This window comes from Nitratiruptor tergarcus DSM 16512 (assembly GCF_027946175.1).
GTDB classification, from domain to species: domain Bacteria; phylum Campylobacterota; class Campylobacteria; order Campylobacterales; family Nitratiruptoraceae; genus Nitratiruptor; species Nitratiruptor tergarcus.
This window is the reverse complement of record NZ_AP026671.1, coordinates 1138929-1165794: the sequence shown is the minus strand read 5'-3', so window position 1 is coordinate 1165794 and position 26866 is coordinate 1138929. Positions and strand designations below refer to the sequence as shown.

At 38.2% G+C, this 26866-nt stretch carries 30 protein-coding genes and 1 tRNA gene; 27 read left to right on the top strand and 4 right to left on the bottom strand.

Annotated features, from left to right (window positions below; all coding sequences use genetic code 11):
• The first annotated feature begins 18 nt into the window (after nucleotides 1-18).
• Genes NITER_RS06080 through NITER_RS05985 form a run of 20 tightly spaced genes read left to right on the top strand, consistent with a single transcriptional unit; the run spans nucleotide 19 to nucleotide 16597 of the window.
• Nucleotides 19-1239, top strand: coding sequence for an MFS transporter (locus NITER_RS06080; RefSeq protein WP_197685301.1), 1221 nt, complete (start codon nucleotides 19-21; stop codon nucleotides 1237-1239).
• Entirely contained in the window at nucleotides 1220-2839 is a 1620-nt protein-coding gene (locus NITER_RS06075) for an ATP-binding cassette domain-containing protein (protein ID WP_084275387.1), read from the top strand. The genes NITER_RS06080 and NITER_RS06075 overlap by 20 nt, the downstream gene beginning before the upstream one ends.
• A complete protein-coding gene (locus tag NITER_RS06070) occupies nucleotides 2836-3951 on the top strand; it encodes an ABC transporter permease (RefSeq protein WP_084275388.1) in 1116 nt (371 codons plus the stop codon). The genes NITER_RS06075 and NITER_RS06070 overlap by 4 nt, the downstream gene beginning before the upstream one ends.
• A complete protein-coding gene (locus NITER_RS06065; RefSeq protein WP_143779630.1) occupies nucleotides 3948-5030 on the top strand; it encodes an ABC transporter permease in 1083 nt (360 codons plus the stop codon). Before NITER_RS06070 ends, NITER_RS06065 begins: the two co-directional genes overlap by 4 nt.
• A gap of 38 nt (nucleotides 5031-5068) precedes the next feature.
• The gene (locus NITER_RS06060; RefSeq protein ID WP_084275389.1) at nucleotides 5069-6463 is read left to right on the top strand and encodes a phosphomannomutase/phosphoglucomutase; all 1395 of its coding nucleotides are present in this window, start codon (nucleotides 5069-5071) and stop codon (nucleotides 6461-6463) included.
• Nucleotides 6435-7442 (top strand): dihydroorotase, encoded by a 1008-nt coding sequence (gene pyrC, locus NITER_RS06055; protein ID WP_084275390.1) that lies wholly within the window; start codon nucleotides 6435-6437, stop codon nucleotides 7440-7442. The genes NITER_RS06060 and pyrC overlap by 29 nt, the downstream gene beginning before the upstream one ends.
• Complete coding sequence (locus NITER_RS06050; protein WP_084275391.1) at nucleotides 7432-8088, top strand: response regulator transcription factor; 657 nt, start codon at nucleotides 7432-7434, stop codon at nucleotides 8086-8088. Before pyrC ends, NITER_RS06050 begins: the two co-directional genes overlap by 11 nt.
• Nucleotides 8078-8914 carry a sensor histidine kinase gene (locus NITER_RS06045; RefSeq protein WP_084275392.1) on the top strand — a complete coding sequence of 279 codons (837 nt, stop codon included), beginning with the start codon at nucleotides 8078-8080 and terminating at the stop codon, nucleotides 8912-8914. Before NITER_RS06050 ends, NITER_RS06045 begins: the two co-directional genes overlap by 11 nt.
• The gene (gene exbB / locus NITER_RS06040) at nucleotides 8911-9345 is read left to right on the top strand and encodes a TonB-system energizer ExbB (protein ID WP_084275393.1); all 435 of its coding nucleotides are present in this window, start codon (nucleotides 8911-8913) and stop codon (nucleotides 9343-9345) included. The genes NITER_RS06045 and exbB overlap by 4 nt, the downstream gene beginning before the upstream one ends.
• Nucleotides 9326-9700, top strand: a complete 375-nt coding sequence (locus tag NITER_RS06035; RefSeq protein ID WP_084275394.1) for an ExbD/TolR family protein — start codon at nucleotides 9326-9328, stop codon at nucleotides 9698-9700. Before exbB ends, NITER_RS06035 begins: the two co-directional genes overlap by 20 nt.
• Nucleotides 9697-10512 (top strand): energy transducer TonB, encoded by an 816-nt coding sequence (locus NITER_RS06030; RefSeq protein WP_084275395.1) that lies wholly within the window; start codon nucleotides 9697-9699, stop codon nucleotides 10510-10512. The genes NITER_RS06035 and NITER_RS06030 overlap by 4 nt, the downstream gene beginning before the upstream one ends.
• Before the next feature lie 41 nt (nucleotides 10513-10553).
• Nucleotides 10554-11570, top strand: coding sequence for a nitrous oxide reductase accessory protein NosL (locus NITER_RS06025; protein ID WP_084275396.1), 1017 nt, complete (start codon nucleotides 10554-10556; stop codon nucleotides 11568-11570).
• Nucleotides 11563-11859: a hypothetical protein gene (locus NITER_RS06020; RefSeq protein WP_084275397.1), complete on the top strand. Its 297-nt coding sequence runs from the start codon at nucleotides 11563-11565 to the stop codon at nucleotides 11857-11859. The genes NITER_RS06025 and NITER_RS06020 overlap by 8 nt, the downstream gene beginning before the upstream one ends.
• Complete coding sequence (locus NITER_RS06015; protein ID WP_084275398.1) at nucleotides 11856-13013, top strand: ABC transporter permease; 1158 nt, start codon at nucleotides 11856-11858, stop codon at nucleotides 13011-13013. The genes NITER_RS06020 and NITER_RS06015 overlap by 4 nt, the downstream gene beginning before the upstream one ends.
• A complete protein-coding gene (locus tag NITER_RS06010; RefSeq protein WP_197685302.1) occupies nucleotides 13010-13693 on the top strand; it encodes an ABC transporter ATP-binding protein in 684 nt (227 codons plus the stop codon). The genes NITER_RS06015 and NITER_RS06010 overlap by 4 nt, the downstream gene beginning before the upstream one ends.
• A complete protein-coding gene (locus tag NITER_RS06005; protein ID WP_084275399.1) occupies nucleotides 13677-14627 on the top strand; it encodes a hypothetical protein in 951 nt (316 codons plus the stop codon). Before NITER_RS06010 ends, NITER_RS06005 begins: the two co-directional genes overlap by 17 nt.
• A gap of 8 nt (nucleotides 14628-14635) precedes the next feature.
• Nucleotides 14636-15106: a hypothetical protein gene (locus NITER_RS06000; RefSeq protein WP_084275400.1), complete on the top strand. Its 471-nt coding sequence runs from the start codon at nucleotides 14636-14638 to the stop codon at nucleotides 15104-15106.
• Nucleotides 15103-15438, top strand: a complete 336-nt coding sequence (locus tag NITER_RS05995; protein ID WP_084275401.1) for a hypothetical protein — start codon at nucleotides 15103-15105, stop codon at nucleotides 15436-15438. Before NITER_RS06000 ends, NITER_RS05995 begins: the two co-directional genes overlap by 4 nt.
• A gap of 9 nt (nucleotides 15439-15447) precedes the next feature.
• The gene (locus NITER_RS05990) at nucleotides 15448-15621 is read left to right on the top strand and encodes a YtfJ family protein (protein WP_159445314.1); all 174 of its coding nucleotides are present in this window, start codon (nucleotides 15448-15450) and stop codon (nucleotides 15619-15621) included.
• Nucleotides 15614-16597 carry a glycerophosphodiester phosphodiesterase gene (locus tag NITER_RS05985; RefSeq protein ID WP_084275403.1) on the top strand — a complete coding sequence of 328 codons (984 nt, stop codon included), beginning with the start codon at nucleotides 15614-15616 and terminating at the stop codon, nucleotides 16595-16597. The genes NITER_RS05990 and NITER_RS05985 overlap by 8 nt, the downstream gene beginning before the upstream one ends.
• A gap of 9 nt (nucleotides 16598-16606) precedes the next feature.
• On the opposite strand, the gene groL is transcribed toward NITER_RS05985, so the two are convergent.
• On the bottom strand, nucleotides 16607-18250 hold the full coding sequence (gene groL / locus NITER_RS05980; RefSeq protein WP_084275404.1) for a chaperonin GroEL: 1644 nt from the start codon (nucleotides 18248-18250) through the stop codon (nucleotides 16607-16609).
• A 14-nt stretch (nucleotides 18251-18264) separates the two neighbouring features.
• Nucleotides 18265-18534: a co-chaperone GroES gene (gene groES, locus NITER_RS05975; RefSeq protein ID WP_084275405.1), complete on the bottom strand. Its 270-nt coding sequence runs from the start codon at nucleotides 18532-18534 to the stop codon at nucleotides 18265-18267.
• A 220-nt stretch (nucleotides 18535-18754) separates the two neighbouring features.
• On the opposite strand from groES, the gene NITER_RS05970 reads away from it, so the two are divergent.
• The 6 genes from NITER_RS05970 (at nucleotide 18755) to trpB (ending at nucleotide 23890) form a co-directional block, all read left to right on the top strand.
• Entirely contained in the window at nucleotides 18755-20254 is a 1500-nt protein-coding gene (locus NITER_RS05970) for a hypothetical protein (protein ID WP_084275406.1), read from the top strand.
• A gap of 69 nt (nucleotides 20255-20323) precedes the next feature.
• Nucleotides 20324-21382 carry an integrase core domain-containing protein gene (locus NITER_RS05965; RefSeq protein WP_281847463.1) on the top strand — a complete coding sequence of 353 codons (1059 nt, stop codon included), beginning with the start codon at nucleotides 20324-20326 and terminating at the stop codon, nucleotides 21380-21382.
• Nucleotides 21383-21419: 37 nt separating this feature from the next.
• Nucleotides 21420-21496, top strand: a tRNA-Met gene (locus NITER_RS05960).
• Nucleotides 21497-21669: 173 nt separating this feature from the next.
• Nucleotides 21670-22473 carry an SIR2 family NAD-dependent protein deacylase gene (locus NITER_RS05955; protein WP_084275407.1) on the top strand — a complete coding sequence of 268 codons (804 nt, stop codon included), beginning with the start codon at nucleotides 21670-21672 and terminating at the stop codon, nucleotides 22471-22473.
• Nucleotides 22470-22604, top strand: a complete 135-nt coding sequence (locus NITER_RS05950; RefSeq protein ID WP_269456998.1) for a hypothetical protein — start codon at nucleotides 22470-22472, stop codon at nucleotides 22602-22604. The genes NITER_RS05955 and NITER_RS05950 overlap by 4 nt, the downstream gene beginning before the upstream one ends.
• 77 nt (nucleotides 22605-22681) lie before the next feature.
• Entirely contained in the window at nucleotides 22682-23890 is a 1209-nt protein-coding gene (gene trpB, locus NITER_RS05945; RefSeq protein WP_084275408.1) for a tryptophan synthase subunit beta, read from the top strand.
• Here the strand turns inward: trpB and NITER_RS05940 are convergent.
• Nucleotides 23887-24339 (bottom strand): YaiI/YqxD family protein, encoded by a 453-nt coding sequence (locus NITER_RS05940; RefSeq protein ID WP_084275409.1) that lies wholly within the window; start codon nucleotides 24337-24339, stop codon nucleotides 23887-23889. The genes trpB and NITER_RS05940 overlap by 4 nt on opposite strands.
• Before the next feature lie 40 nt (nucleotides 24340-24379).
• Here NITER_RS05940 and NITER_RS05935 point away from each other — a divergent pair, with 40 nt between their 5' ends.
• A complete protein-coding gene (locus NITER_RS05935) occupies nucleotides 24380-25108 on the top strand; it encodes an NYN domain-containing protein (RefSeq protein WP_084275410.1) in 729 nt (242 codons plus the stop codon).
• A gap of 491 nt (nucleotides 25109-25599) precedes the next feature.
• Here the strand turns inward: NITER_RS05935 and NITER_RS05930 are convergent, their stop codons facing one another.
• On the bottom strand, nucleotides 25600-26790 hold the full coding sequence (locus NITER_RS05930) for a hypothetical protein (RefSeq protein WP_084275411.1): 1191 nt from the start codon (nucleotides 26788-26790) through the stop codon (nucleotides 25600-25602).
• Between the last annotated feature and the right edge of the window lie 76 nt (nucleotides 26791-26866).

Sequence of the window (26866 nt, the reverse complement as noted above, 5' to 3'; positions counted from 1 at the left end):
ACATTGGAGGAGAAAATTGTGAAAAATAAATTTGATGATTTAGAAGAATCAAAAACTTCAAATGTCGAATGTCAAATGTCTAATGTCCAAAAAATCGATAAAAACGTTGTAATCCTTGGCTGGGTGAGTTTCTTTACCGATATGGCAACGGCGATGATCAATCCTATTTTGCCAATCTTTGTTGTCGTTACTCTTCATGAAGGAGTAGATAAGCTTGGAATCATCGTAGCAGTTGCTACCTTTGTCTCGTATGCCCTGCGTCTACTCTCTGGCTTCATTAGCGATCGCTATGGAATTGTCAAGCCTTTGGTTGTGAGTGGATATGCGCTCTCGGCTTTGAGTAAACCTCTCATAGGTTTTTCTCATAGTTACAAAAGTGTAGCAGCTTTACGGGGATTGGAACGTTTAGGTAAAGCGCTACGGAGTGCACCAAAAGATGTTTTGATAGCTAGTTTCAGCAAGAAACAGAGTACAGGCAAAACTTTTGGTTTTCATAAGACGCTTGATATCGCAGGAGAGCTTACAGGAACGCTTCTAGCATTTTTTTTATTGTGGAAACTTGGAGAGAGCGAAGTGGTTTTTCGCTCCATCTTCTTTTTTACCATCATTCCTGGGCTCATTGGCTTAGTTTTAGTGATATTTTTTGTCAAAGATGTGCCCAAAAAGCCAAAATCACAGAAATTTCGTCTCACTGTAAAAGACAAACGTGTCATTGGGATGCTTCTTTTTTACTTTCTCTTTGTCTTTTTCATGTGGAGTGATGCATTTTTGACGATGCAAGCAAAGAGTGTGGGTATTGCAGTGATGGTTATTCCACTTCTTTTTGCGATATCTACGGGCACCCAGACACTAACAAGCTATCTTTTGGGAGTATTTATCGATAGAGTTGGTGCGCTTAAGATCATGGCTTTTGGATTTATAAGTGGAGTAGCTTCACTTTTGCTGCTTTTTTTGCAAAAGCCTCTCTTTACATGGATAGCTTTTGCCTTTTTTGGACTCTTCACCGTAGCAACTCTCAATGCCACAAGAGCCTATATCGCCATGCAAAGTGACAATAAAGGCTCAGTCTATGGAGTTTTTTATGCCGGAGTCGCTCTTTTTGGAGCGCTTGGTGCGTATGTGTGTGGGCTGCTTTGGGAGCACTTTGGTATGCATACGGCACTTGTCTTCTCACTTGTTGGGACTACTACACTCTTGCTGCTATTAGTAGGGAAAAACTATGGCGCTCTTAGAGGTTAGAGACGTCACAGTCCGTTACAAAAAGCGCATAGGTATCGCACATGCAAGCCTTGAAGCTCAAAGAGGAGAGATTGTAGGATTTATTGGAGCAGATGGGGCTGGCAAGAGCTCGCTCATGCATGCAATTGCTGGAGTGATACCTTTTGAAGGGGAAGTAAGCTTTGGTGGTGTTATGTACCACTTACCCAAAGAGGCTGAGATAATCAAAAAAGATATAGGCCTCATGCCACAAGGTCTAGGGCTCGTACTCTATGATACACTGAGTGTCGGTGAGCATCTCGATTTTTTTGCTGATATTAGAGCATTAAAAAAAGATGAGAAGTTTTATGCCTATCGCCAAAGACTTCTTGAAATGGCAGGTCTTGCAGAGTTTACTGATAGGCTTGCTGGAAATTTAAGTGGTGGTATGCGCCAAAAACTCTCACTTATTTGCACCCTCTTGCACCGCCCAAAGCTACTACTGCTTGATGAGCCTACTACTGGAGTCGATCCCTTAAGCCGCCTTGAGCTTTGGGAGATTCTCGATAACATCCGAAAAGAAGAAGGAACTATCGCTCTAGTAAGCACAGCCTATATGCAAGAGGCGCAAAAAATGGATAAAGTACTGCTCTTTGAAGAGGGTAGCATCATTGCAAGTGGCAAGGCAGAAGAGCTTGTGGATGCTATCAAAGAGTATGTCTATGAGCCGACAGAGTGTCAAGAGTGCTTTACAATTCATGGAAAAACCTATTCTTTGAAACCTTTGCCAGCAAAGCACAAAGAAGCAACTCTAGAAGATATATTTTTTGTAAGCGCCTTACAGCATAATAAAATCCCTCCAAAGATTGAGATAACTGAGCGTAAAGTGGCAATTGATCTTCCAGAAATAGTGATGGAGGCACGAGGTCTGACGAAGCGATTTGGTGATTTTGTAGCAGATGATCATATCGATATGGTGCTCAGGCGTGGTGAGATTTTAGGACTGCTTGGAGCAAATGGCGCTGGTAAGACAACATTTATCAAGATGCTCTTGGGGCTTTACCCAATTGATGAAGGAGAGCTTTATCTCTTAGGAAAACCCATTAAAAACGGACAGGATAGACAAGATCTCAAGGCAAAAATCGGCTATGTATCGCAGCGCTTTGCTCTGTATAATGATCTTACAGTGCGAGAAAACCTCATCTACTTTGCCAATATGCACCAAATACCTCCTCTTGAAGCGCTTGAACGCATAGAGCGCTATGCCCATGAGCTGGGATTTGAGAAGTATATGGATGATTTTCCAACTTCTTTGCCTCTCGGAGTCAATCAGCGCTTTTCGGTAGCAGCTGCACTTTTGCATAAGCCTGTGGTGCTCTTTTTGGATGAGCCAACAAGCGGAGTAGATGCCATTGCAAGAGCGCAGTTTTGGGAGCTTTTGAAGCAGCTAAAAAAGAAGTGGGGCATTTCGATTCTTATTACCACACACTATATGAGTGAAGCGGAGTTTTGCGATAGAGTCGTAGTGCTTAAGCGGGGGAAAAAGATCGTTGATGATACTGTTAATAATCTATACAAAAAGCATCCTGAAGCTAAAAGCTTTGAGGACATTTTCCTTTACTACTACAAGGTAAACAGATGAAAATAAGGACTGTACAAGCCTATATCAAAAAAGAGTTTACTGAACTAGTCAGAACAAAGCTCATCTATCTCGTTTATCTAATACCAACGATGATTTTGATTCTTTTTGGCTATGGCATTCGCCTAGAAGTCACCCATGCAAGAGTACTTTTAATAGATAATGATGCAAGCAAACTCTCAGCTGAACTGATAGGAAAATTTGAGCACTCCAAATATTTCACACCTACACTCTCTCACATGAGTGAGCAAAAGGCACTGCGCCTCATGAAGCAGGCAAAAATCGATGCAATTGTGATCATCCCAAGCTCTTTTGAAAAGCGCTTGCTCCATGGCCAAATAAGTGAGATGGGAATTTTTGTAGATGGCTCTTTTCCTATGCGAGCGCTAACCATTCAAAGCTATTTAGAAGGAACTATCCTCAAAGCTGCCCAAGATATTGGAGCAAGGATGGGGCTGAAGCCAAAAATTGCGATCAATCAGCGTACACTCTTTAACCAGGCAATGCGTGATGAGGATGCTATTGTTCCAGGTCTCATAGGTCTCGTGCTCCTCGTAGCTCCAGCGCTTCTCTCAGCCCTTTTAATTGTCAAAGAGAAAGAAAAAGGTACCATCTTTAACTTCTACGCTTCACCTCTTTCAAAGTCAGAATTTTTAGCAGCAAAACTGATACCAGTTTTTTTGCTCCACTCTATCAATATCTTTGTGCTTTTCATTTTGGCACTCTATATATTTGAAGTTCCCTTTAGAGGAAGCTTCTTCCTCTATTGGGTTGCAAGCGAGCTCTATGTGCTCATAAGTCTCTCAATTGGGCTTCTTATCTCTATCATTACAAAGCGCCAGATTGTAGCAGTGGTGCTTACTGTTATTGTGACAGTGATTCCTGGATTTTTATATTCAGGTATCTTGATGCCTATATCATCGATGAAAGGGGAGTCCTATATCGAAGCGCATCTCTTTCCAGTGATGTATTACAATCATATCATTTATGATACATTTCTCATAGGGCAAGGCTTTGCATCGCAAAAAAATATCCTCTATCTTGCAATATTAGTGGGATTTTTCCTCCTCTATTTTCTAATAGGTACGCTGCTACTGAAAAAGGAGATGCGATGATACGCTCCTTTATCGTTACTTTTTTCAAAGAGATACTCACCTTTTTGCGCCTTCCCCTCTTGGTTTTAGCTGTGCTCTATTTTTATACTCTTGATGTCTATATTGCTGGGGCTGGTATAGCAGTGAAGCCAAGAAATGTGACAATCGGATATGTAGACTATACTGGAGGTGGAGTGAGTCAAAAGATCCTTTCACACTTTCATGCCCCAGAGTTTAAAAAACCAAAAGCCTTTTTGGATGAGCAAAGCCTTCGCAAAGCGATCTTCAATAAAGACATCATGGTTGGTATCATTTTTGATAGAGAATTTGCCACAAATTACGCTCAAGGTAAAAAAGCAACTATCAATGTGCTTGTAGACTCCACTGCAGCTGCACAAAGCTTTATTACACTTAGTTATTTGCAAAATATTATCTTGGATTTTCAAAAACTTAGCCTGCCTGTTGAGCTCAAAACCCACAAACTCTTCAATCAAAATGCAGATACTCATATGTTTATCTCTTTAGCTGAGCTTCTCTCTGTGATAACACTGTTGAGTGTCATTCTCACAGCGATGGTTTTTGTGAAAGAGAAAGAAGATGGCACATGGGATCTTATGCTCTTGATGCCAGTGGATGCAAAGATGATAATCTTAGCAAAAAGTCTCTCACAGGTATTTATCAATCTTTTAGGGACGATCATTTCTGTTGGGTTTGTGATCCTTTGGGCATTTGACACTCCAATAAACGGCTCTTTTTGGGCTTTTGTGCTGCTTAGTTTTTTCTATATTCTCAGTAGCGCTGGAATCGGGCTCTTCATAGCTGCCGTGGCAAGGGATATCATGCAAGTAGCACAGCTCTCAATACTTATAATGATGCCAATTATATTTTTGAGTGGTGCCTGGACACCCATTTATGCGATGCATCCAATCTTGCAAAAGCTCTCACTCTTTTCGCCTCTTCGCTACTATATAGAAGGAACGGAGAGTATATTCTTCCGTGGTACACCATTTGTAGATCTGTGGCCATATTTTGCTGGAGTTACACTCTTGGGCATCATGCTTTACTACTATGGATTTAAAAAAATAGGTAAGCTCTTTTAGTACTACTTTGTTATAATTGAGCAAAAAGTAGGAGTAAAATGGCAAAGAGTATTTTTCGTGAATATGATATTCGTGGAATATTTGAAAAAGAGCTTAATGAAACAACTACAAAAAAAATAGGCTACTTTTTAGCTAAAAGGATTCTTGGTGAATATATTGCAGTAGGGTATGATGCACGTACTCACTCGCCAATACTCTTTCAATGGCTTACAAGTGGCATCAATGCAGCAGGTAAACGTGTACTTGGCATGGGCATGGTGCCAACGGGAGTTAACTACTTTAGTAATTTTCAAACATTTGAGATAGATGGTAAAAAGGTAACTCCTAGTGCTTCAGTGATGATTACAGGATCGCATAATCCCCCTGAGTATAACGGCTTTAAGATTACAGTTGATAAGAACCCCTTCTTTGGAGCAGATATCTATGCACTTGGAGAGGAGGTACTAGCGAGTGATATAGTAATAGCAGATGATGAGAAATACTATCCAATTGATGCAAAAGAGCGCTACATCGCATATATGCTAGAAAATTTTTCACATTTGAGAGATTTTGAGCAAACAATAGCGATAGATTGTGGTAATGGCGTAGCTGGCATTGTTGCTGAGCCGATTCTAAAAGGGCTTGATATCTCTTACGAAGGTCTCTATTGCAAACCAGACGGAACATTTCCCAATCACCATCCAGATCCAAGTGAAGAGGAGAATCTCAAAGATTTGCAAAAAACAATGAAAGAGAAAGCTATAGATTTGGGTTTTGCTTTTGATGGGGATGCAGATCGCATTGCAGTACTAACACAGCAGCACAATTTCAAAGGAGATGAACTTGCAATTATCTTTGCTAAACAGCTTGATAATCCTACAGTCATTGGTGAAGTAAAGTGCTCTCAGGTGATGTATGATGAGATAAACAAAATTGGCAAAGCGATTATGTATAAAACTGGCCATAGCAATCTTAAAGTAAAAATTGCCCAAACTAATGCCGATTTTGCAGCGGAGGTGAGCGGCCATCTCTTTTTTAATGATCGCTATTTTGGATATGATGATGCAATATATGCAATGCTAAGAGTACTTGAACTTGTATATAGGGGAGTTGATCTTGATGCAGAAGTAGCCTCACTTCCAAAGGTCTATAATACACCAGAAATTAAGATCCATACAAGCGAAGAGGCAAAATTTGCCATTATTGAAAAGCTTAAAGAGGCTCTTGCTATGCCACCAGATGATTTTCCTCCTATCAAAGAGATTATCGATGTAGATGGTGTGCGCATTGTCTTTGATGAGGGATGGGCTCTTGTGAGAGCTTCCAATACTACGCCAGTACTTGTGACGCGCTTTGAAGCAAAAAGTCCTGAACTTGCCAAGCTTTATCAACAAAAAACAATAGAACTTCTTAGAAAGGTAGCACATGCAATTGACGCTCCACTCTCCACTTGATATGCATCTGCATCTGCGCGATGGACAGATGCTCCAAACTGTTGCCCCTTTAAGTGCCAAAAGCTTTGCAGGTGCTCTAGTGATGCCAAATCTCGTACCACCTGTAACAACTAAAGAGATGGTACAAAGCTACAAAGAGCGTATCAAAGAGGCAATGGGCGATGAGGTTTTTGAGCCATATATGACGCTTTTTTTTAGACCAGAGTATGATTATGCCTTTTTAGCTGATATAAAAGATTCGATTTTAGCTATAAAACTCTATCCAGCTGGAATTACCACAAATAGTGAAGATGGTGTAGATAATTTTAGTGTTGAGGCTCTAGCACCAACATTAGAAGCTATGAGTGAGCTGGGTATTCCTCTTTGCGTACACGGAGAGACAAATGGCTTTGTGATGGATAGAGAAGCTGAGTTTATTCCTATCTATGAGCGCATAGCCAAAAGATTTCCAGATCTCAAAATAATAATGGAGCATATCACGACAAAAGATGCGGTAGATGCTTTGATGAAGTATGAAAATCTCTACGCCACTATTACGCTGCACCATCTCTACATTACTCTTGATGATGTAGCAGGCGGACTTTTGCAGCCACATCTATTCTGTAAACCAATCGCAAAGAGACCAGAAGATCGCATGGCCTTGCGCAAAGTAGCACTCATGGCACATGAGAAGGTGATGTTTGGGAGTGACAGCGCTCCCCATCCAAGAGATAAAAAGGAAGCTCCTGGATGTGCTGCCGGGGTCTTTACTGCTCCTATTGCACTCCCAGCTCTAGCCCAGCTCTTTGAAGCAGCAGGGGTACTAGAGAATCTGCAAAAGTTTGTGAGCGATAATGCGCAAAATATTTATGGTATCACTCCACCAAAAAAAGAGGTCAAACTTGTAAAAGAGCCATTTGAAGTTCCTTCAAGTTACAACAATGTAGTGCCAATGTTTGCAGGCGAAAGTTTAGCATGGAGGATAGCGGGTGGCATATAGAGTTTTGCTGCTTGAAGATGATGAGCTCTTTGGGGAGACAGTAGAGGAGTTTTTGCAAGAGGAGGGGTATAGGGTTGATTGGGCAGTGAATGCAAAAGAGGCTTTAGAGTTTTGCTATCACACCAAATATGATCTCTATCTCTTTGATGTAAAGCTTGAAGGGATGGATGGCTTTACGCTTTTAGAAGAGTTGCGCAAGAGTGGGGATGAGACGCCAGCCATTTTTATTACGAGCAAAAATCAAAAAGAGGACATCAAAGAGGGGTTTTTACGCGGCGCTGATGATTATATGACAAAGCCTGTAGACTTGGACGAACTCTCTCTTCGCATAAAAGCTTTACTGCGCAGAAGCTATGGTGCAGAAAAAATCGCAATAGATCAGTATGTTTTTGATATCAAGCAGATGAAATTGCAAAAGGGAGATGAAGTCATAGAGCTCAATCCCAAAGAGATGAAGCTTTTGGAGCTTTTTGTAAAAAATCGCAAAAAGATTGTTACAAAAGAGCGTATTTATGAGTATCTTTGGAAACCAGATGAAGTGGTAAGTGATGGGGCTTTGCGTGTCTATGTGAATACACTCAAGAAGATTTTTGGCAAGGATGCTATTACAAATGTAAGAGGCGTGGGATATAAGTTTGAAAAGTAGAGATATCTTTGCTTTTATGCTCCTCTATGGGGTTTCTATTTTTTTGCTTCTATTTGTGGGGTACTTGTGGATCGATAATGTTGGCTGGAACTATTTGTGGATTTTAGGTGCGATTATAGCGCTTTTAGTGGTTATGCTTGGGTATCTTTTTGCAAAATATGCCTTTTCTCCACTGATAGAGCAAAATAGTGAGCTTGATAATCTGCTCAAAGATACCTTGCATGAGCTCAATATCCCAGTAGCTACCATTAAAGCCAATGTAGCGATGCTCAAAAAATCCTGCCCCCATGAGAAATCGCAAAAGAGGCTTGAGCGCATAGCAAAAGCAAGTGAACAACTCTTAGCACTCTATAAAGAGGTGGATTTTTTTATAAAAAAAGAGATAGACAAAGATACAAGAGAGCATTTTGATGTAGCTGAAGTTGTAAAAGATCGCGTAGAGTTTTTTAAAGAGTTGTTACAAAAAAAAAGAGTCTACATAGATTTACAGCCTTTGCAGGTCAATCTTCCAAAAATTGGATTTATAAAAAGTTTTGATAATATTTTATCCAATGCGATAAAGTATACGCCAGAAGATGGATTGATTAAAATCATTGTCAAAGATGCAAAACTTGTGATAGAAGATAATGGCATCGGCATGAGCGATGCAGATCTTGTGAGAGTTTTTGATAGATACTATCGCGCAACAGACAAAAACGAAGGATATGGTATAGGGCTCAATATTGTAAAAAGATTTTGTGATGAAGAGAATATCAGGATTTCAATTGATGCAGAAAAAGGGAAGGGGACGAAAGTGACTCTGGATCTTACAAAGGTAAAAGTATGAATCACTTAAAAGAGTTTATCGACTATGGGATAATTGGTTTTTTAATCTTTATGAGTTTTTTGAGTGTCTGGTTTTTTATTGAAAGACTGCTCTATTTTAGAAGTATCAAGCTTGAAGAGTTTAGCAATAAAGAGGAGTTAGAAGTTAAACTCACCGATTATCTCTCTTTGATTGCCACCATTGCTTCTTCTGCTCCCTATATTGGCCTCCTTGGGACGGTGCTTGGAATTATGCTTACTTTCTATACAATGGGACAGCATGGCATTGTCAATACAAAAGAGATTATGATTGGACTTGCTCTTGCACTCAAAGCCACTGCAATGGGATTGGTTGTAGCAATTCCAGCAACGATGATGTACAACTTTTTGATAAGACGTGTAGAAGTCTTGCTTGCACGATGGGATATAGTACATGCAGCTCAAAAAGTTTGATCAAATTAATGTTATCCCCTTTATCGATATTATGTTGGTGCTATTGGTGATAGTACTAACAACTGCAACCTTTATTGCCAAAGGTGCTATTCCTCTTGATCTCCCAAAAGCAGGTTCTGCAAAGAATCTGCCAGTAAAAAAAATAGAGCTCTCCATTACAAAAGATGGCAAGATCTTTTACTTTAAAGATCCTGTAACTTTAGCTACACTTAAGAATAAACTCCTCTCTCTTAATAAAAAGAGCAATATACTCATTCGTACTGATAAAAATGCAAAGTTTGAAGTATTTATTGAGGTTTTGGATCTTTTAAAAACAGAAGGTTTTACAAATATTGCAGTAGAAACGGTTAAATGAAACGATCCTTTTTTATAACACTAGCTTTCTATGCAGCTCTTTTTGCTCTTATTTCTCAATTTAATTTTTCCATGCCAAAAGAGTTGCCAAAAAGAGTGGTTATTAGTGATATAAAAATAAAAAAAGAGTGCAGTTGCAAAAAATGTGCCTGTAAAAATTGTAAAATGCATAAAACTATAAAAAGGCCTCCTAAAAAGAAAACGCAATTTCCCAAAAAAGAGGTTCTTAAGCAAAAACCAAATATAAAACCAAAAAATAATCCACGTAAAATAATAAAAAAAACACTAAAAAAACCAAAAAAGCTATTAAAACCCAAAAAAACTATAAAAAAACCTCGAAAAATAACAAAAAAACATAGTAAGCCAAAACAGAAACCTCAGCTAAAAAAAGTGGTTGCAAAAAAGAGTGTAAAAAAAATTGAGAAAAAGGTGGTAGACACAACTTCTGTGCAAAAAACACTACCACAAAACAAAAACAAGAGTAGCACCCAAAAGCCTCATCCTCAGCCTCCTCGCAAACCTTCCTATGCAGAGCAATATACCACTCGTTTTGCAAGTAAGATCCGCTTGGCTATCCAAAAACATAAATACTATCCAAGAGTGGCAAGACGAACAAAAAAAGAGGGTATTGTACGTGTATGTTTTGAGCTTACTCCCCAAAAAGAGATAGAAAATATTGAGATTTTACAATCGAGTGGACACAAAATCTTGGATAAGGCTGCAATCAAAACAATAAATAAGGCTCGCCGCGATTTTCCAGCACCAAAAGAGTGTGTAAAGATTATAGTTCCTATAGAGTATAAATTAAGATAAATTTAACACTTCTGCTCTATAATCAAAGCAAAGGGGGATTTATGAGAAAACTACTGCTTCCAATGTTTTTTGTTCTTGCACTCTTTGCTTTTAATAAGTCGATGCTACATCCAGAACTTCATCAAAAATGGTGCAGTGTGTGTGGTATGAATCTTGCAAAATTTTATAAAACAAATCACCTTGTTGTACTCAAAGATGGCAAGCAGATGCAGCTATGCTCTATGCACTGCTTAGCGCAAGTTTATCCACATATAAAAGATAAAATTGCAAAAATAATGGTAGTCGATGCAAAAAGCGGTAAGTTCATCCCTGTACAAAATGCTTACTATGTAGTAGGCAGCAGTGTACCTGGGACGATGAGTATGCAAAGTAAAATTGCCTTTAGTTCGATAGATGATGCTAAAGCATTTCAAAAGAAGTATGGTGGAAAAATCATGCGCTTTGATGAGGCTTTTGCTTTGCAGCGAAAAATGTTTGCAAAAGAGCAAGCAAAAATTGCTCACAAGCAGAAAAAAATGGCAATGATGGGTAAAATTCTTTATAAAAAGCACTGTAAAAAGGTTGATGGAGAGTTTGCCTCTTTAGCCAAACTCAAAGAGCATATTGTAAAAAACCATCTTTGTAACCTCCAAGGTAAAAAACTCCAAGCAGTGGCGCTCTATCTGTGGCAAAAACAGCACAAAAAACATATTCATGTACCAAAAGATGCAAAATGTCCTGTATGTGGAATGTTTGTAGCAAAACATCCTCGGTGGGCTACGATGATTGTTGATGAAGAGGGGAGAAAGCTCTACTTTGATGGTGTCAAAGATATGATGAAATATCTCCAAAACCATAAATTTAAGCGAGCCTATGTGAGTGACTACTACAGTGGAGAAGCAGTAGATGCTACAAAAGCTTACTATGTTTTAGGCAGTGATGTGTATGGACCTATGGGTAAAGAGTTGATTCCATTTAAATCTTTGCAAGATGCAAAGAGCTTTTTGAATGATCATAAAGGAAAGAAAATTTTACGGTTTTCACAAATAAATAAAGAGGTGTTACAAGAACTTGAATAGATATCTCTATCTTTTTGTTTTTTTTATTCTTTTTATTTTACTCTGGGGAGGGCAGACTGCTTGGATTATGCATAAGCAGCATGGAAGTGTGCAGCAAAAAAGAGCAGTAGTGCACCTCTTGCAGCTACCAGATCTTGCAATGAGTACTGAAGCGCACTGCATTCGCCACAGGTCTCTTACAAATCTTTTTGAGGTTTTTGGATATGGTCCTTCGCTTTCTCCCTATTTTCCAAGTACTTTTATCTATGCGCCTCCACCCTATCTCAATGCAAAGGATCAAATTCAATGAAAATGCTCGCCTTTGCGCTAGCATCATTGCGCCGAAGAGTATGGAAAAATGTGAGTCTTTTTATAATTTTTAGTCTGCTCATTTTTACTGTTATGAGTGTTTTTTTGATTGCAGCTTCGCTCAAAAAGGAGCTCTTTGTTACTCTTAATGCGTTACCTGATATTTATGTGCAAAAGGTAGCAGCTGGAAGACTTGCTCCAATAGATATGCAAAGAGTTGAAAAAATTGAAAATATCAGTGGTATAGCCTGGGCAATGCCACGTGTGTGGGGGTATTACTACTACGCACCTGCTGGAGTCAATTTTAGTGTAGGGGGGATCGATTTTGATGATGTAAGCTATAAAGAGAGTTTCAATGAAGCTATTGCCAACACAGAAGCAGAAGGTAATTTTATGGTAGTAGGAGAGGGGGTAAAGAGAGTTTTACAAAACCACTACTATAAAGATTTTTTCAACTTTATCACTCCCCAAGGCGATTTTATCAAGGTTAAACTTGCAGGTACCTTCCCAGCACAAAGTGCACTAGAAGCGAGTGATACGATATTGGTTCCGATGCAGTTAGCAAGAAAAATCTTTGCACTTCCAAAAAATGAGGCTACAGATATTGTTGTGAAACTCCAAAATCCAAAAGAGATGCGTACCATCGCTGCTAAACTACGCACACTCTATCCCGATACCCGTGTTATTACAAAAGAGGATCTGCGAACTAGCTATCAAAACCTCTTTGATTATAAGAGTGGACTCTTTTTGGCGCTTTTTATTGGAGCACTCTTTGCCTTTTTTATCTTGGTATTTGAAAAAGCTAGCAGTGTAGGAAAAGAGCAGATTAAAGAGATTGGTATTCTCAAAGCCTTAGGGTGGCGCATAGAGGATGTTTTGTTTTTGAAGTTATTAGAGAGTTTGATTGTGATAGGGAGCTCCTATTTGGTAGGAGTGATTGGGAGCTACTTCTTTGTTTTTGCTTTACAAGCGCCTCTTTTACGCAATCTCTTTAGCGGCTTTTCAGCTCTCAAACCCCAAGCAGATCTCATGGTGGTGTATGAGCCCTCCATTGCAGTGAGCATCTTTTTAATTCTTGTGCCTCTCTATTTAGCTGCAACGATTGTTCCAAGCTGGCGAGCGGCAGTTATTGATCCAGAAGAGGCGATACGATGAGTGCTATTATTTCTTTGGAAAAAGTGAGTAAAATTTACAATTTAGGTACTGCAAAAGAGGTTGTGGCTTTAAAAGATGTAAGTTTGCAAATAAAAAGGAGCTCTCTTGTGCTTCTTATGGGGCCAAGTGGGAGTGGCAAAAGTACGCTCCTTTCACTCATTGCGGCACTCACTAGACCTACAAGTGGAAAAGTGGTAGTAGATGGGCAAACTATCTCAAAGCTTCCAGATAGATTTGCAGCTGTATATAGAAGAGAAAAGATAGGCTTTATTTTTCAAAAATTTAATCTCTTAGAAGATCTCACAGTTTTTGAAAATGTGATAGTCCCATTAATTCCTACTCCAACTCCTCTAAAAGAGCTTGAGCTGATGGCTAGTGCAGTTATGGAGCGCTTTGCAATTGCACACAAAAAGGATATGGTTGTAAGGAAACTGAGCGGCGGTGAGCAGCAGCGTTGTGCCATTGCAAGAGCACTCATAGACAATCCTCCTATTATTTTAGCAGATGAGCCCACAGCAAATCTCGATAGTGCTCTTACTGAGCAGTTTTTGCAGATTTTAGGCCAATTAAAGCAAGAGGGCAAGACGATAGTAATTGCCACACATGATCCCAGATTTGCCGATCTAGAAATTGTAGATGAGATTTATGAAGTGAGAGAGGGCAATGTTTTTCTCTCCTGAGGTTTTTATCAATCTCTTTTTAGATACGCTGCTTTTTATCTTTTTGAGTATTGCATGGATAATTAGTATAAAGATCTCTTTGTGGTTTGATTATAATGCCGATACGCCAAGACAGTATGCATTATTACGTCAAAGTTATTTGGCCGCTACGATTATTAAGTTTGCTCTCTTTTTTAAAATCATTCTTCTTTTTTATTTTATATACACTCTTGATAAACTCTCCAATATTATCCCTGGCGCAATGTGCGCTGCTGGTGTTGTTACGGCAAATCCTTATGGTGTATGGCTTTTTGGTGTGAAAATTCTTAATATCTACCTCTTTGGTATCTGGCTTGTTATCAACGCACTTGATATGAAAACCATCGATTACGCCTATACAAAGCTCAAATTTCGCTTGTTTGTGCTGCTCTATCTTTTTATTGTCGCTGAACTATTGCTTGAATATGCCTATTTTCATGCCCTTGATGTGAATAAGATTGTAAGTTGCTGTGGAGTGCTCTTTAATCCTGTTGGACAGAGCGCTTTAGGGATTTTATCCCATATTCCGCCAAAACTGCTTTTAGGGCTTTTTTATGGTAATCTTGCTCTGTTAATAGTTTTTTATAAGAGGATCTATATTTTTGCATTTTTGAGTGTGACATTTATTTTCATTGCCATTTTGGCGATTATCTTCTTTTTCTCTCCTTATATCTATGAATTACCTACGCATCACTGCCCCTTTTGTATTTTGCAAAAGGAGTACTATTATATAGGCTACGTTCTCTATACACTGCTCTTTTTAGGGACATTTTTAGGTATCGCAGTAGGGGTCAAGAAGGCATTAGGAGTTGTCTCTTCAGTAAAATTAGCGCTTCTTTTTGATATAGTTTTTACATTGATACTTACATATTATGTCATAAGCTACTATCTCAAAAATGGTGTATGGCTCTTTTAGGAGGAGAGATGAAGAGAGTTTTTTTATTACTATTTTTTCTTTTTTTTGTGGGATGTGAGAAGATTGAAGTCTATAAAAAAAGCAAAGATGGAAAGCCGGTAATCTTTAAACCGGGTGAAGTGCAGTGTGTAGAGTGTACTATGCAGCTTGAAACGAAACTCCATAGTGCCCAAGCTATTATGCCAAATGGTAGAGTCTATTTTTTTGATGATCCAGGATGCTTGGCAAAGTGGTATCTCAACCAAAAAGAGAAAGACAAAATAAAACTTTGGATTTATACTGATGATACACACCGCTATATTGATGCACGCAAGGCTTGGTATAAATTAGGAGATAAAACTCCAATGAATTATGGCTTTGGTGCTTATGAGAAAAAGGTAGCTGGTGCAGTAGGATTTGAAGAGTTTTTGGCAATGATGGCAAGAGGAGAGAATATGACAAATCCTGCCATTAGAAAACGATTTTTGGAGCAAAAATGAAAAAGATAGCATTACTTGTAATGTTGGTTATCTTTAGCTTAGGTATTGAGATAGGAAGTATAGTGCCAAAAGTGGTGCTTGATAAGAAAGATGGAGGACTAGTGAGTGGTGGTGCATTTGACCTCTCATCCCTTCGCGGCAAGGTCTACCTCCTTGTGTATAGCGATCCCGATAAAAGAGATCTCAATGAGGAGTTTTTTGAAAAAGTCAAAGCAAAAAATTTTGATAGAAGCAAGTATGGATCAGTTGCTATTATCAATATGGCAGCTACCTGGATGCCAAACTTTTTACTCAATGCAATTTTGAAAAAGAAGCAAAAGAAGTTTCCATAAACTATCTATGTGAAAGATAATAAGAAGATCCTCGTTAAAAAGTGGGGATTAGCAGATCAAAATCAAGATATTGTCATTGTTGATAAAGAGGGCAAAGTAGTTTTCTATAAAGCTGGAAAACTCTCTCCAAAAGAGCAAGAGAGAGCTCTTGCAATTCTTACAGAAAAGATTCAAAATGATTGAAAAAGCACTCAATCAAAAGCCTTTTGGTGTTATAGCACATAGAGGTGGGGGATTAGAAGTTCCTGAAAACACTATCAAAGGCATAAAACATGCTATTCGTATCAAAGCCGATATTGTAGAGGTAGATATCCGCAGCACCAAAGATGGTGAGTTGATACTCTTGCACGATAGCGATTTTGAGAGGGTGGCTGGTGTGGCAAAAGAGGCTAAAGAGCTTGAATTTGCATATATCAAAGAAAATATCCTCATTGAAGATAGTGAGCCTGTAGCCACTTTGGCTGAAGCGCTTGAGAGCGCAAAAGGCAAAATTGCTATGTTTTTGGAGATTAAAGAGCCTGATACGTGTCAAAAGGTAGTAGAGCTTGTGCAAGAGTATCAGATGCAGCAAGATGTATGTATTATAAGCTTTTATGAAGAGGTTGTAAGTGAAGTAAAACGCCTTGATAGCACTATTACTACAGGTCTTGTATATAGCTATCCTCCAGGCAAAATTCCAGATGCAAAGCAGCTTGGATGTGCTCTTGTCTTGCCTCACTATCGAATAGCTACAGCTAAAGCCAACAGGTTTGCACACAATATCCATCTCAAAGTTGGAGTGTGGACAGTCAATGAAGAGGATCTTGCCATTGCCATGCATGAAAGAGGTGCAGATCTTATAGCAAGCGATTATCCAAAAATGCTACTGAAACTGCGCAAAAGGCTCCAAGAGGGTGGTGTTATAGAAAAAGAGAAAATAGAATTTCTTATTGAAGAGGTAGATGATATTTTACTTCGCAAAGTAGTGCTTGGAAAGGGTCACTTTCTCATTGAAAGAGATCCACGAAAAGACAATACCTATCATACTCTCAAAGAGAAATACAATAATAATTTTTACATATTTGATGAGTATAAAGAAGAAAAGCTAACAAATGAAGTGGTTTTAGTGCAAAAAGTTAAAAGATCGAAAGTAGATGAGATAATAAAAAAGTTTGGGTGAGGGAAGGGATTAGAATCCCATTCCTCCCATACCACCCATTCCTCCCATGTCAGGAGCTGGAGCTGCTGGTTTTTCCTCTTTGATTTCACTTACAGTTGCTTCAGTTGTAAGGAGCAAGCTTGCAACTGATACTGCATTTTGCAATGCTACACGCTCAACTTTTGCTGGGTCAACGATACCAGCTTCAAACATATCTACATACTCTCCAGTTGCAGCGTTGAATCCGATGTTTTCATTGTCAGCATTTTCAACATTGTTTGCTACAACACCTGGATCGAATCCTGCATTTTCAGCGATTTGTTTGAGTGGAGCTTTGATTGCTCTAAGAATTATTTCAGCCCCTATTTTCTCATCGCCTTCAAGTTCAAGACTTACTTTGTTTGCTGCTCTTACAAGGGCAGTACCACCACCAATAACAATACCTTCTTCTACAGCAGCTTTAGTTGCGCTAAGAGCGTCATCAACTCTATCTTTTTTCTCTTTCATTTCAGTTTCAGTTGCAGCACCTACTTTGATAACTGCTACACCACCAGCAAGTTTTGCAAGGCGCTCTTGAAGTTTTTCTTTATCATATTCACTTGTTGTTACTTCAATTTGTGCTTTGATCTCTTTAATGCGTGCTTCAACTGCAGCTTTGTCACCTTTACCATCTACAATAGTAGTGTTTTCTTTATCTACAACTACTCTTGAAGCGCGTCCGAGATCTTCAAGTGTTGCACTCTCTAATGTACGTCCAAGCTCTTCGCTAATTACTTGGCCACCAGTGAGGATTGCGATATCTTGCAACATCGCTTTTCTTCTATCACCAAATCCAGGAGCTTTTACAGCACATACATTGAGTGTACCTCTTAGTTTGTTCACAACGAGTGTTGCAAGTGCTTCACCCTCTACATCTTCAGCAATGATAAGGAGTGGTTTATTTCCAGTTTGTACAATTTTTTCCAAAATTGGAAGTAGATCTTTCATATTACTGATTTTTTTATCATAAAGGAGGATATATGGGTCTTCAAGCACAGCTTCCATCTTTTCAGTATCTGTTACAAAGTATGGGCTGAGGTATCCTCTATCAAACTGCATACCTTCAACAACTTCAAGCTCATCTTGGAGTGATTTACCCTCTTCAACAGTAATAACACCATCTTTACCAACTTTATCCATAGCTTCAGCGATGAGCTCACCAATTTTTGGATCGTTGTTTGCAGAAATTGTTGCAACTTGTGCGATCTCTTTTTTATCTTTTACTTCACGAGAGATTTTTTGAAGCTCAGCCACAATCGCTTCAGCTGCTTTATCCATACCTCTTTTAACTTCGATTGGGTTTGCACCAGCTGTGATGTTTCTAAGACCTTCTTTAAAGATATTGTATGCAAGTACTGTTGCAGTAGTTGTACCATCACCAGCTTCATCCGCAGTTTTGCTTGCAACCTCTTTTACAAGTTGTGCACCCATATTTTCAACAGTGTTAGGAAGCTCAATCTCTTTTGCAACACTTACACCATCTTTTGTAATACTTGGGCTTCCAAAAGATTTTTGAATAAGTACATTGCGACCGCGAGGCCCCATTGTTACTTTTACAGCGTCCGCTAATTTTTTAACACCTTCGAAAAGTTCTCCTCTAGCAATATCACTAAAATGAATCTCTTTTGCTGCCATCTATCACCTCCTTCTTATTCCAAAATTCCAAGAATATCGTCAGTTTGTAAAATGAGATACTCTTTTCCTTCAAGTGTAATATCTGTTCCGCTATATTTAGCAAAAACTACTCTATCTCCAACTTTAATATGTCCCTCTTCTTCTACTTCTGGACCAATTGCCAAAACGTTTCCTTCAAGAGGTTTCTCTTTTGCATTATCTGGGATAATGATTCCTGATGGAGTTTTTTCAGGCTCTTCTACTCTTTCTACTAATACTCTGTTTCCAAGTGGTTTGAAATTCATCGCACCCTCCTTTTTCTTTGTCAGTCTGTCATTTTCAGTGCCAAAATTTTATAGCAATAAAACTTAAAATAAGCTTAAATTAAACTATGAATATCATTAAATTTGAGTATATAGCACTTAAAAAATCTTCTAACATAATATTTTTGATGCAATAAACCTCTCTTTGCTTTATTGAACAATAATTAATGTATAATAGTTTATATCGAAGAAGGGGCGAGCAATGAAAAAGCTACTACTATTTATAATATTCATCATAGCGATACTCTTAGGAGCAACTTATTGGGTACTCTTTACAGCAAGCGGTAACAATTTTTTGCGTCCAATTATAGAAACAAATCTCAATAAAAAGCTTCCCGTCAAAGCTTCACTCAAAAAATTTCGTATCTCTCCACTAGATATTGAGTTGCAAGTGGGAAAAAGTACACTCATCAAAGCTGGGGGCAAACTTGATCCCTTTGCGCAAAGTTTTGATATTCACTATGATGTACATATTGCAAAACTTGAAGATCTCCAAGCCCTTACAGGGCAAAAACTGCGAGGACCACTTATAACAAGTGGGGACGTAAAAGGTGATAAACAAAAAGTTGATATTACAGGAAAAGCAGATGTGGTAGGCTCAGCTACGCAGTATCGTATAGTATTAGAAGAGTTTGAGCCAGCTTTAGTAGATGCAAAGATTCGTCAAGCAAAGTTGGAAAAGATCCTCTATATGCTTTATCAGCCTCACTATGCAGATGCTTTGATAGATGCAGATATTCATCTAACAAATCTTGAACCAGAGCATTTAGCAGGCAATATCGTTTCTCAGATCAAATCTGGAAAGACAGATGCGAAAGTGTTGCAACAAAATTTTGGGATTGAGAAAGCCCGCATTACTTTCAATGCTTCACATAAAAGTAGTATTAAAAATGGCATAGTCTTTAGTGATGTAGATCTCTTTACAAATATTGGAGATGTTCATACAAAAGGAGCAAAATTTGTTATTAAGAGTGGCACAGTCGATGCAGATTATGTTGTAAAAGTTCCAGATCTTGGTAAACTCTACTTTTTGACAAAGCAAAAAATGCGAGGAAAAATAACACTCAATGGAAAAATTAAAAAGGATAAAAATCTCTTAATAACACTCCATAGCAGTACCCTTGGCGGAATAATAAATGGCAAACTTTTAAATAATAAAGTAGAAGCATTTTTAAAAGGTATCCAAGTAGTTAAACTTACCCATATGCTCTACTATCCTAAAATCTTTGATTCTTCAATGGATGTGAATATGCATTATAATCTTGTAACCAAAAAAGGAAAGCTCCATGCCGAGGCACATGATGGCAGGATCTTGCCAAATAAGATGAGTTTTATGCTCAAACAGATGGCAAACTTCGATATAACTAGAGAGATATATAAACTCACAGAAATCAATAGTACTATTAATGATAAGGTAGTTATTGCAAATCTTGATATGCAAAGTAGACTGACACATATCAGTGCTCAAAATGCAAAAATTGATCTTGATAAGCAAAAAATAGATGCAAAACTTCGCATAGAGATTCAAAAGAGACCTGTATATGTAAAACTGCAAGGAGATCCGCAAAATCCTGATATCAAAATTGATGTAAAAGAGTTTATAAAAGGCAGAGTAAAAAAAGAGCTAAAAAAGAGACTGCAAGATAAACTGTTGAAAAAGAACCTTCCCCCAGCAGCAAAAGGGTTGTTGAATCTTTTTTGATTTGTAATGAAAAAATATAATTATGCATAAGTTCAAACACATATGGCACTCCGAGAGGGAGAGTGAGGAGTGCAAATCAAATACACGTTGCCAGGGCTCAAAGGATATAAAAGATTAGAGAGGATATACTACAATTCGCTTATGATAAGCGAAGAGGCAAAAAGAAGAAAAAAGATATTGGAGTTTTGGGAAAAATATGGACTAGCAGCAACAACTGAAGCTTTTGGAGTAAGCAGAAGAACACTCTTTCGATGGAAAAAGAGTTTCAATAATGCAGATGGCGATATAAAAGCCTTAAATCCAAAATCACGAAGACCAAAAAGAGTAAGAGAGTCAAAAGTTCCAATAGAAGTTATTAAAGAGATAAAACGATTAAGAAAAGCATATCCCAACATCGGCAAAGCAAAACTCTACCACCTGCTTAAACCTTTTTGTGAAGAAAAAGAACTTAAAACTCCCTCGGAATCCACAATAGGAAGAATAATCGCAAAAGCACCAGATACAATGAGACTTTTTCCCTACCGCATCGATACAAAAGGAAAAGTGAAACCAAAAAAGAAGACACAAAAAAACAGAAAACCAAAAAACCTCAAATCTAAACCATTTGAACTCTGGGCAGTCGATACCATCCAAATAGTATCAAACGGTATAAAACGATATATCCTTACTATGATTGACCCACTCACACGTATTGCATTCGCAGTAGCAATTCCATCCAAAAGAGCAAGACATACTGCATATGCTCTTGAAGCTTTAATTGATGGAATAACCTCCATCAAACAAAAACGTAAACTTGCAATTCTTTCAGATAATGGCAGTGAATTTAAAAAAGAGTTTGACGCTCTGCTTGAACAAAAAGGCTTTACACACTACTGGACATATCCAAGGAGCCCTAAAATGAATGCACACAATGAAAGATTCAATAGAACAATTCAAGAACAATTTATTCAATACTATGAAGATTTACTCTTTACAGATTTGGATGAATTCAATAAAAAATTAGCAAAATGGCTCATCGATTACAATACCAAAATACCACACTCTTCTCTTAATTTTAAATCTCCGGTACAATACCTTCTTGAAAATCATTATGAGTGCCATATGTATTGGACTTATACAAATTATTGACATAAAAGCGAAATTGAAGTATAATTTCACTCGCTTTGGCTGGGTAGCTCAGCTGGTGAGAGCGCTGGTCTCATAAGCCGGAGGTCGGGAGTTCAAGTCTCCCCCCAGCTACCATAACTCTTCAAATCCTTCATATCCGATCTCTATCTACAAGTGTGTTAAATATCAAATTATTTAATTCATTTTATTTTGCTATTTGTCTTTCATTTTTTTACATAATAATTTATATTAGTCTCACAGTTGTACTTCAAAATGTTATACAATAATAAAAAGCGTGGGAGAAAATCATGATTGCTGAAGCTGCAAAAGCTATAAAAGATGCTGAGTATCTTCTCATTACAGCTGGAGCTGGGATGGGGGTTGATAGCGGGCTTCCTGATTTTAGAGGAGTTGAAGGGTTTTGGAGAGCCTATCCAGTAGCAAAAAGGCTTGGACTGCGCTTTGAAGAGCTGGCAAATCCCAGATGGTTTGAAGAAGATCCTCACCTTGCATGGGCTTTCTATGGGCATAGACTCCATCTCTATCGTGATACTACTCCTCATAGCGGATTTGCAAAACTTCTAGCAATTGCTAAAAGCAAAAAAGACTATTTTGTTCTTACTTCCAATGTAGATGGGCAGTTTCAAAAAGCCGGATTTGATGAAGAAAAGATCGATGAGGTACATGGAAGTATTCACTATATGCAGTGTAGCGTTCCTTGCAATCAGGTTATTTGGAGTGCTGAAAATGTAGAGATAGTTATCGATGAAGAGCATTTTTTAGCAAAAGATCCATTACCAAGATGCCCACAATGTCAAGCTATTGCAAGACCAAATATTTTGATGTTTGGTGATTGGAGATGGATAGAGTCTCGTGAGGAGGAACAGCGCAAACGTTTAGAAACCTTTTTGCAAAAAGTAGATGGAAAACTTACGATTTTAGAGTTTGGTGCAGGTACCGCTGTGCCAACAATTCGTATTATGGGAGAGCGTATTGCTCAAAGCTTTGATGCTACACTTATTCGTATCAATCCAAGAGAGAGTGAGGGGGCAGATATCTCTTTGGCGATGGGAGCAAAAGAGGCGATAGAGAAAATTGGGCAATATGTATGATAACAGATCCAAAACTCTTAGCAACTATTATTTCCAATAATATTGCCAGCAGTGACATTACGCTTGATGAAGTTGAACATATAGTCTTGCATTATATTAGGCTTTATAATAGCTCTATCAAAAGAGTATAGATGAAAAGAAGTTTTGCAAAGAGGTAATGGAGACTTTAAGACAAAAAATATTATCATAAAACAAAAAAGGATTTGACATGCAGCGTCCATATCTTGAGAGAGTGCCAGATAAAAAGGGATATTTTGGAAAATATGGTGGAGCTTTCATTCCTCCTGAGCTTGAAAAAGCTTTTAAAGAGATAAATGAGGCGTATGAAAAACTCTCTAAAAGTTTTGAGTATCTCGATGAGCTGCGAAGAATCAGAAAGCATTTTCAGGGAAGGCCTACTCCAGTCTATTACTGTCATAGGCTCAGTGAGTATATCGGTGGAGGGCAGATCTATCTTAAAAGAGAAGATCTCAATCACACAGGAGCACATAAACTTAACCACTGTATGGCTGAAGCGTTACTTGCCAAATATCTTGGAAAAAAGAAGATTATGGCAGAAACTGGAGCAGGACAGCATGGGGTAGCATTGGCTACGGCTGCTGCGTACTTTGGACTAGAGTGTGAGATCCATATGGGTGAAGTTGATATGGAAAAAGAGAGGCCAAATGTAGTGCGCATGCAAATTTTAGGAGCCAAAGTAGTTCCTGTAAAACATGGTCTTAGAACGCTTAAAGAGGCAGTCGATAGCTGCTTTGAGAGTTATCTCAAGCAAGCTGATACTGCTATGTACGCAATTGGTTCTGTTGTTGGGCCTCACCCTTTTCCAAAAATGGTACGTGATTTTCAATCTGTTGTAGGATTTGAGGCAAAAGAGCAGTTTTATGAGATGACGGGGAGACTTCCGGATGCTTGCGCTGCTGTGGTAGGTGGTGGAAGTAATGCCATGGGACTTTTTAGTGCATTTATTGAAGATCCAGTTGAGCTTTATGCGGTAGAGCCTTTGGGAAAAGGGGAGAAACTTGGTGAACATGCTGCCTCTTTGACGTATGGGGAAGAGGGGATTTTACATGGGTTTAACTCTATTATGCTCAAAGACGAAAAAGGCAACCCTGCACCGGTGCACTCTATTGGAAGCGGAGTGGATTATCCATCGGTAGGACCTGAACATGCTTATCTCAAAGAGATTGGAAGAACTCAGGTAAAAACTATTAGCGATGATGAGGCAATTGATGCATTTTATAAACTTTCAAGACTTGAAGGAATTATTCCTGCTCTTGAATCTGCCCATGCTGTAGCCTATGCGATGAAACATGCAAAAGAGCATAAGGATGAAGCAATTTTGGTGAATTTAAGTGGACGTGGGGATAAAGATATCGATTTTGTTGTTGAAAACTATCCAATTCCAGATACTATCTAATGTGTAATGTGTTTAGCTAAAAATTTACTCAGAGCATTTGCAAAGGCCTGTTTATCTTTTGGACTAAAAGATGCAGGCCCTTTCGTTTTTTCTCCAGTATCTCGTATTGTTTGCATGAGATTGCGCAGTGCAAGATAGTGTTTGATATTCTCAGGATCGTAGAGTATTCCTCTGTGATCTAATGCCCAAGCTCCTTTTGCAACTACTTTATCAGCTAGAGGAATATCTGCTGTAATGACGAGATCTTCTGGCTCTACTTGCTCAATGATCCATAGATCTGCTTTATCAATACCTTGGTCTACAATAATTGACTGGATAAAGGGTGAAGATCCGATAGATACAGGCTTATTAGAAACAATATATGTGGGAATTGTGTATCTTGTTATTGCTTTGAGCAAAAGAGGCTTCAGCATATTAGGGAGTGCATCAGCATCGATAAAGAGTCGCATTCTAAGTCTTTTTGTATAATTATAGTAAAAAAGTAGCAGTATGGAAAAACCTCAAAAACTAGCAGTCCTCATCGATGCAGACAACGCACAGCCTTCTATTATTGATGCGCTATTGGCAGAGATCGCAAAATATGGTACAGCCTATGTGAAAAGAATATATGGTGATTGGACAAGTCCAAAACTCAAAGGCTGGAAGGAAGTGCTGCTTACCCACTCTATTCAGCCTATACAACAGTTTGGTTATACTACAGGCAAAAATGCTACAGATAGTGCCATGATTATTGATGCTATGGATCTTCTCTATTCAGGAAATTTTGATGGTTTTTGTATCGTAAGTAGTGATAGCGACTTTACAAAGCTTGCATCAAGAATCAGAGAGTCTGGTTTGATGGTATATGGATTTGGGGAAAAGAAGACTCCACTACCGTTTGTAGCAGCCTGTGACAAATTTATCTATACAGAGGTTTTAAGAGCCGATGAACAGAGTGAAGAGAACCAAAAGAGATGGAGTACGCAGGAGCTTAGGCGTGATAAAAAACTGATACGTCTTTTGCAAGAGGCTGCTGATGCAACAAGTGATGAGAGTGGTTGGGCACATCTAGGAGCATTGGGAAACTATATTGCTAAGCAGTCACCACAATTTGATCCAAGAAACTATGGTTATAAAAAACTTAGTGAATTAGTCAAAGCTACAGGACTTTTTGAAATAGATGAGCGTAAAAGCTTCAACGGACCAAAAGCAATTTATGTAAGAAATAAGAGGAAATAGCTATGGCCAAAAAATTGCCGTTCTTTTGCAAAAAGAGTCGAGTATTAGGTATATTGCTTATAATAGCTGCTCATTGCTTTCTTTGATGGCAAATATCAGATTATGTTTCTATTTATGTTTGCTTTTTCGGAAGAGTTTCTCATTTCTTTTGTCTCTAAACAAAAAGATTTTAGGCAATGGCTAGTGTAATTGTTATTTTAGCTTAAAATATTTGGAGTTTTTTAGTAAATTAGGCTTTATTTGCTCTGCCACAAAACTTGATTAAAAGCCTTTTTATACATTGTTTTTCAGCTTTGGTGTAAAGGTAGATGACTCCGCTTTTTGATCTTTGGAATCATTAGTGCCATTATTGCTCTTGTTCTTTCATATTTTTTGATCAGCCAACAGGATATATGATTATTTTGTATGAAGTGATTGAAGCTTTTGGGTTGCAAATAAAAAGAATACTAAATTTGAATTCCATCCTTTAAAAGGCGGGAAAATTCCCGCTTTTATCTTGATCTTCTATATCCAAAGAAACCTAATAGAGTTATTAAAACAAGATAGCCAAAAGGTCCCAAAAGAGGTACAGCTACAGTGGCAACAGATTTGCATATTGTATATATATTTACGTCTAGATCACTAATTGTTGCATCTGAATCAGACACATGGTTTACATCAAAATCTACGGGATCTTGAACTATATTGTTAGTTTGTGCAGTTGTTGGATATCTTGCTGCATTAGAAGTTTTTATGATTTCACAACCATTTACATCTCCATCTTGATCAAGATTGAGAACAAATCCATCCATATTTCCTGCTCCAAAAGAAACTGTTCCTCCAGCGGCAACATATCCATCATCTGTTTTTATGATAGAATTAATCTCATCTTTATTATCTTCGCCATACCTTTTTTGCCAAATTATGTCTCCATCTTCATTTATCTTCATTATCCACGCATCTCCACTTTCTACCATTGTAGAATCTATTACTCCTGCTCCAATATATCCATCATCTGTTTTTATGATAGAATTGATCCTATCCTTCTTGTCCCCACCATATCTATATTGCCAAACGATATCTCCATCTTCATTTAACTTCGTTATCCATGCATCATAATCCTCTCCTGCCCCAAAAGATTCTGTATATCCAGCAGCAACATATCCATCATCTGTTTTTATGATAGAATTGATAAAATCATCCTCATCTCCGCCAAACCTTTTTTGCCAGGCTATGCTTCCATCTCCATTAAGCTTTATTATCCATGCATCAGACTTTCCTGCTCCAAAAGATTCTGTATATCCAGCAGCAATATATCCATCATCTGTTTTTATGATAGAATTGATCTTATCCTTCTTATTCCCACCATATCTTTTTTGCCAAGCAATAGTTCCATCTTCATTTATTTTCATTATCCATCCATCACCACTACTATATCCAGGACCACTACTATATCCAGCAGCAATATATCCGTTATCTGTTTTTATGATAGAGTAGAAATAGAAACCATCCCAATATGTTTTTTGCCAAGCAATACTTCCATCTTCATTTATCTTTATTATCCATCCACTAGGCGGATCACTTATTATATCTCCAGCAGCAACATATCCACCATCCGTTTTTATGATAGAAAGGAGATAAGCACCAGGAACAGCTTTATAACCTTTTTGCCAAGCAATCGTTCCATCCTCATTTAGCTTCATTATCCATGCAGCAGTCCCTCTTGCTCCAAAAAATTCTGTATATCCAGCAGCAACATATCCACCATCCGTTTTTATG

Excerpts from the sequence above, each read along its gene's own strand:
- NITER_RS06075 (WP_084275387.1), top strand. The coding sequence starts at position 1,220 with ATGGCGCTCTTAGAGGTTAGAGACGTCACAGTCCGTTACAAAAAGCGC.
- NITER_RS06070 (WP_084275388.1), top strand. The coding sequence starts at position 2,836 with ATGAAAATAAGGACTGTACAAGCCTATATCAAAAAAGAGTTTACTGAA.
- NITER_RS06065 (WP_143779630.1), top strand. The coding sequence starts at position 3,948 with ATGATACGCTCCTTTATCGTTACTTTTTTCAAAGAGATACTCACCTTT.
- NITER_RS06060 (WP_084275389.1), top strand. The coding sequence starts at position 5,069 with ATGGCAAAGAGTATTTTTCGTGAATATGATATTCGTGGAATATTTGAA.
- pyrC (WP_084275390.1), top strand. The coding sequence starts at position 6,435 with ATGCAATTGACGCTCCACTCTCCACTTGATATGCATCTGCATCTGCGC.
- exbB (WP_084275393.1), top strand. The coding sequence starts at position 8,911 with ATGAATCACTTAAAAGAGTTTATCGACTATGGGATAATTGGTTTTTTA.
- NITER_RS06035 (WP_084275394.1), top strand. The coding sequence starts at position 9,326 with ATGCAGCTCAAAAAGTTTGATCAAATTAATGTTATCCCCTTTATCGAT.
- NITER_RS06030 (WP_084275395.1), top strand. The coding sequence starts at position 9,697 with ATGAAACGATCCTTTTTTATAACACTAGCTTTCTATGCAGCTCTTTTT.
- NITER_RS06025 (WP_084275396.1), top strand. The coding sequence starts at position 10,554 with ATGAGAAAACTACTGCTTCCAATGTTTTTTGTTCTTGCACTCTTTGCT.
- NITER_RS06015 (WP_084275398.1), top strand. The coding sequence starts at position 11,856 with ATGAAAATGCTCGCCTTTGCGCTAGCATCATTGCGCCGAAGAGTATGG.
- NITER_RS06010 (WP_197685302.1), top strand. The coding sequence starts at position 13,010 with ATGAGTGCTATTATTTCTTTGGAAAAAGTGAGTAAAATTTACAATTTA.
- NITER_RS06005 (WP_084275399.1), top strand. The coding sequence starts at position 13,677 with ATGTTTTTCTCTCCTGAGGTTTTTATCAATCTCTTTTTAGATACGCTG.
- NITER_RS06000 (WP_084275400.1), top strand. The coding sequence starts at position 14,636 with ATGAAGAGAGTTTTTTTATTACTATTTTTTCTTTTTTTTGTGGGATGT.
- NITER_RS05995 (WP_084275401.1), top strand. The coding sequence starts at position 15,103 with ATGAAAAAGATAGCATTACTTGTAATGTTGGTTATCTTTAGCTTAGGT.
- NITER_RS05985 (WP_084275403.1), top strand. The coding sequence starts at position 15,614 with ATGATTGAAAAAGCACTCAATCAAAAGCCTTTTGGTGTTATAGCACAT.
- groL (WP_084275404.1), bottom strand. The coding sequence starts at position 18,250 with ATGGCAGCAAAAGAGATTCATTTTAGTGATATTGCTAGAGGAGAACTT.
- groES (WP_084275405.1), bottom strand. The coding sequence starts at position 18,534 with ATGAATTTCAAACCACTTGGAAACAGAGTATTAGTAGAAAGAGTAGAA.
- NITER_RS05970 (WP_084275406.1), top strand. The coding sequence starts at position 18,755 with ATGAAAAAGCTACTACTATTTATAATATTCATCATAGCGATACTCTTA.
- NITER_RS05955 (WP_084275407.1), top strand. The coding sequence starts at position 21,670 with ATGATTGCTGAAGCTGCAAAAGCTATAAAAGATGCTGAGTATCTTCTC.
- NITER_RS05950 (WP_269456998.1), top strand. The coding sequence starts at position 22,470 with ATGATAACAGATCCAAAACTCTTAGCAACTATTATTTCCAATAATATT.
- trpB (WP_084275408.1), top strand. The coding sequence starts at position 22,682 with ATGCAGCGTCCATATCTTGAGAGAGTGCCAGATAAAAAGGGATATTTT.
- NITER_RS05940 (WP_084275409.1), bottom strand. The coding sequence starts at position 24,339 with ATGCGACTCTTTATCGATGCTGATGCACTCCCTAATATGCTGAAGCCT.
- NITER_RS05935 (WP_084275410.1), top strand. The coding sequence starts at position 24,380 with ATGGAAAAACCTCAAAAACTAGCAGTCCTCATCGATGCAGACAACGCA.
- NITER_RS05930 (WP_084275411.1), bottom strand. The coding sequence starts at position 26,790 with ATGAAGCTAAATGAGGATGGAACGATTGCTTGGCAAAAAGGTTATAAA.